At 49.8% G+C, this 4,675-nt stretch carries 4 protein-coding genes; all 4 read left to right on the top strand.

Annotated features, from left to right (window positions below; translation table 11 throughout):
- A partial coding sequence (locus F8N00_RS16285) for a CinA family nicotinamide mononucleotide deamidase-related protein (protein WP_421018588.1) occupies positions 1-989 on the top strand: 989 nt, incomplete at its 5' end.
- Between the two features lie 111 nt (positions 990-1,100).
- Positions 1,101-2,144 carry a recombinase RecA gene (recA, locus tag F8N00_RS16290; protein WP_023467702.1) on the top strand — a complete coding sequence of 348 codons (1,044 nt, stop codon included), beginning with the start codon at positions 1,101-1,103 and terminating at the stop codon, positions 2,142-2,144.
- A gap of 193 nt (positions 2,145-2,337) precedes the next feature.
- Positions 2,338-3,900 carry a ribonuclease Y gene (gene rny / locus F8N00_RS16295; RefSeq protein ID WP_023467703.1) on the top strand — a complete coding sequence of 521 codons (1,563 nt, stop codon included), beginning with the start codon at positions 2,338-2,340 and terminating at the stop codon, positions 3,898-3,900.
- Between the two features lie 49 nt (positions 3,901-3,949).
- Positions 3,950-4,675: TIGR00282 family metallophosphoesterase (locus F8N00_RS16300; RefSeq protein WP_421018589.1), on the top strand; the 726-nt coding region annotated here is incomplete at its 3' end.

The following is a 4,675-nucleotide window of genomic DNA, read 5'->3' on the forward strand; positions in this document are numbered from 1 at the left end:
CTGATCTCCTCGGACGTGATCTCGTCCTCGATCAAGCGGCGTACGAGCGAATCGAAGGATTTTTAAAGACACGTCAACGGGAGATGACGATCAACGAACGAAAACAAGCTCTCGTCATCGATGGTGCGACGGTTTTACGCAATGATGCAGGGCTTGCTCCTGGTATGTCGGTCCAGACCGAGCATCACCAATATATCGTCTTACCCGGTGTGCCACGCGAGATGAAGCAAATCCTCAAAGATCACTTCAGTCATCTATTCGGTCAAGAAACGATTCGTTCTCGGACGTTACGATTCTTCGGAATCGGGGAATCGGCTTTAAACGACTGTCTAGAAACGTTGATCAAGGAAGCGACCAATCCATCGGTCGCACCGTATGCGGAGCTCGCTGAAGTCCGGTTGCGCCTGACGGCTAAAGCACTCGATCAACAGGAAGCCGATCGAATGCTCGATGAACTCGAAAAACACGTCCTTGCTGAAGTCGGCATGTACTTTTATGGATATGGGGAGACGAGTCTGCCGGAAGTCGTCCTAAAACGGTATCAAGAAGCAGGATTGACACTTTCGCTCGCCGAATCACTGACGGGAGGAGCTGTCGCGAGTGGTCTCGTTGATGTCAGCGGTGCGAGTCAAGTATTGCGCGGGAGCGCTGTCGTCTATGATGATGCAGCGAAGCAAGCCGTGTTATCGGTACCAGAGGATTTATTACGAGAGCATACTGCTGTCAGTAAAGAGGTAGCGATTGCGATGGCTGAAGGGGCACGAGAACTGTATCAATCCGATATCGCCGTCGCCTTGACGGGGGAAGCAGGTCCGACGAGCAACAGTGGAAAAGTGGTCGGAACGGTCTATTGTGCTGTTGCGGACGCACATGGAACACGGATCGTCGAATGGCAATATCCATCGTTCGACAGAGGCATGATTCGACTGCGCGCCGTCAAGGATACCTATTTCCTTTTACTGAAACATCTCGAAAAATCATCAGAGTAAGAAAAATGATCGAAGTGCAAGTATGCGAATAAATGTTCGTAAAATGCTTGTCATTCGGTCTCAAAAGAAGTACAATAATCTCAGTAAGATAATTAAAAGGAGGCCTGCTACGTGAGTGATCGTAAAGCAGCACTTGAGATGGCGTTACGCCAGATAGAGAAACAGTTCGGTAAAGGTTCTATCATGAAACTCGGAGAAAATGCGGATCAGAAGGTATCAGTAATCTCTTCTGGATCGATTACATTAGATATTGCCCTAGGTGCAGGTGGATACCCACGTGGACGGGTCATCGAAGTATACGGACCTGAATCGTCAGGTAAAACGACGGTTGCGCTTCATGCAATCGCAGAAGTTCAAAAACAAGGCGGACAAGCCGCATTCATCGATGCGGAGCATGCGCTTGATCCAGCATATGCAAATAAACTCGGTGTCAACATCGATGAGCTCCTCTTGTCACAACCGGACACTGGGGAACAAGCACTTGAAATCGCGGAAGCACTCGTTCGTTCTGGTGCGGTCGATATTCTTGTCGTCGACTCTGTTGCGGCACTCGTACCAAAAGCAGAGATCGAAGGCGAGATGGGTGACTCACACGTCGGTTTGCAAGCACGTTTGATGAGCCAAGCGCTTCGTAAGTTGTCTGGTGCAACGAATAAATCGAAGACGATCGTCATCTTCATCAACCAAATTCGTGAAAAAATCGGTGTCATGTTCGGTAACCCGGAAACAACTCCAGGTGGTCGTGCACTTAAATTCTACTCGTCTGTTCGTTTAGAAGTGCGTCGTGCGGAAGCGTTGAAAAACGGTACGGACGTCGTCGGTAACAAAACGAAGATTAAGGTCGTCAAGAACAAGATCGCACCTCCGTTCAAACAAGCGGAAGTCGACATCATGTATGGTCTCGGGATTTCGAAAGTCGGCGAGTTGATCGACATCGGAACAGACCTTGATATCGTTCAAAAGAGTGGTGCATGGTACTCGTACAACTCTGAACGTCTCGGTCAAGGGCGTGAGAACGCGAAACAATACATGGTCGAGCATCCGGAAGTCGCAGCAGAGGTCGAACGTTTGATTCGTGAACACCACGGTCTCGTCGATCGCGAAGAGCCGGTTGATTTCGAAGCAGAACAACCAGAAGATCTATTTGCTGAATAAACCGTTTCAGAGAGGATTCGCGTGCGAATCCTCTCTTTTTTAGTGTAAAAGAGGAAAACAGTGGAATTCTTTCCCGTCCGTTCGTTGACAATGAACGAGTGCTATCCTTACAATATAGATGTACGTTTTTTAGACAGCTTCGATGAAATACCGAAATGAACTAAGAAACACCTTGCAAAGGGGAGGTGAACCCATGAGTACACTGACTTGGATTGTCATACTTCTCCTCACTTTGCTGATCGCATTCATCGTAGGCTACTTCTTGCGGAAATCGATTGCAGAAGCGAAAATTCAAGGCGCAGAAACGGAAGCGAACAAAATCGTCGAACGTGCGCGTGAATCGGCTGAGGCAACGAAAAAAGAAGCAGTACTCGAAGCGAAAGATGAAGCATTCAAACTTCGTAACGAAGTGGAAAAAGAATTGCGTGAACGTCGCCAAGAGCTAGCGAAACAAGAAGCCCGGTTGCTCCAGAAAGAAGAGACACTCGATCGCCGTGTTGACGCTATCGACCGTAAGGAAGATCAAATCAATACACGTGATGCAGAGATCGCGAAACGGAAGCATCAAGCTGAAGAACTAGAGCGCAAAGTAGAGGACCTGTATGAACAGGGACGTCAAGAGCTTGTCCGCGTCGCGAATTTATCGCAAGACGAGGCAAGAACGATCATCATGGATGAGACGAAACAGGCTGCTTTACATGATGCAGCCATTCTTCAAAAAGAAATCGAACAAAAAGCAAAAGAAGAAGCCGACAAGAAAGCACGTAACATCTTGTCACTTGCGATTCAACGGTTCGCCGCTGAACATATCGCAGAGACGACTGTATCGGTCGTCAACTTGCCGAACGATGAGATGAAAGGTCGGATCATCGGACGGGAAGGCCGCAACATCCGTACGCTCGAGACCTTGACTGGGATCGACTTGATCATCGATGATACGCCGGAAGCCGTCATTTTGTCTGGTTTTGACCCAATTCGTCGCGAAGTCGCTAAAATGGCGCTCGAGAAATTGGTTCAGGATGGTCGGATTCACCCGGCCCGTATTGAAGAGATGGTCGACAAATCCCGTCGTGAAGTCGACGAGCGGATTCGAGAAATCGGGGAAGAAGCGACGTATGATGTCGGAATCCACGGCATTCATCCGGACCTTGTCAAAATTCTCGGTCGCTTGAAGTACCGTACGAGTTACGGACAGAACGTCCTGTATCACTCACTTGAGGTTGCCCACCTTGCAGGTATGATGGCAGCTGAACTTGGAGAAGATGTCACGCTTGCGAAGCGTGCGGGTCTTCTGCATGATATCGGGAAAGCGATCGACCACGAAGTCGAAGGCAGTCACGTTGAGATCGGAGTCGAGCTCGGTACGAAGTACAAAGAGCATCCAACCGTCATCAATGCGATCGCGTCCCACCACGGGGATACGGAAGCGACATCTGTCATTTCCGTCTTGGTTGCAGCTGCGGATGCATTATCTGCTGCTCGTCCAGGTGCACGTCAAGAGACACTCGAAAGTTATATCCGCCGTCTCGAACGCCTCGAGGAAATCTCGGAATCGTTCGACGGTGTCGAAAAATCATTTGCGATCCAAGCGGGTCGTGAAGTCCGTATCATCGTTCGACCTGACGTCGTCGATGATGTACTGGCTCACAAGATGGCGAGTGACATCCGGAAAAAAATCGAAGAAGAACTCGATTATCCGGGACACATCAAGGTCACGGTCATTCGGGAAACACGAGCAGTCGAATACGCGAAATAAGTGGAGTGGCGGGCGACCGCCACTTTTTTTAATGAACGGAGGAACAGCAATGAAGATTTTATTCATCGGAGACGTCGTCGGTGCACCCGGTCGACACATCCTGCAACAATTCACAGCACGCCTGAAAGCGAAGTACAACCCGAACGTCATGCTCGTCAACGGCGAAAACGCGGCACACGGACGCGGCATCACGAAGTCGATCTATCATCAATTCCTTGAACTCGGATTCCACGGGATCACGATGGGGAACCACACATTTGATAACCGCGACATCTTTGACTGGATCGACGACGCGGATCGAATCGTCCGTCCGGCGAACTACCCGGAAGGCACGCCAGGTCGTGGGATGATGATCGTCAAAGCAGGTAATAAAAAGATTGCCGTCATCAACGTCCAAGGAACGGTCTTCTTACCACCACTCGGTGACCCGTTCCGTACCGTCGATGCACTGATTGCCGAAGTCGAAGGAAAAGTTGATGCCATCTTCGTTGATGTCCATGCGGAAGCAACGAGTGAGAAAATTGCGATGGGCTATCACCTCGACGGTCGAGTACAAGCTGTCGTCGGCACACATACGCACGTCCAGACAGCAGATGAGCGTGTCCTTGACGGAGGAACAGCTTACATCACGGATGTCGGGATGACAGGTCCACTGAACGGCGTGCTCGGAATGCGCCAGGAAGATGTCCTACGAAAATTCAAGACACAGCTCCCAACACGGTTTGAAGTTGCCGAAGGACGGGAACAACTTAATGGAGTCTTGATTCATATCGAT

Source organism: Exiguobacterium sp. A1_3_1 (genome assembly GCF_048985645.1).
Classification (GTDB): Bacteria; Bacillota; Bacilli; order Exiguobacteriales; family Exiguobacteriaceae; genus Exiguobacterium_A; species Exiguobacterium_A indicum.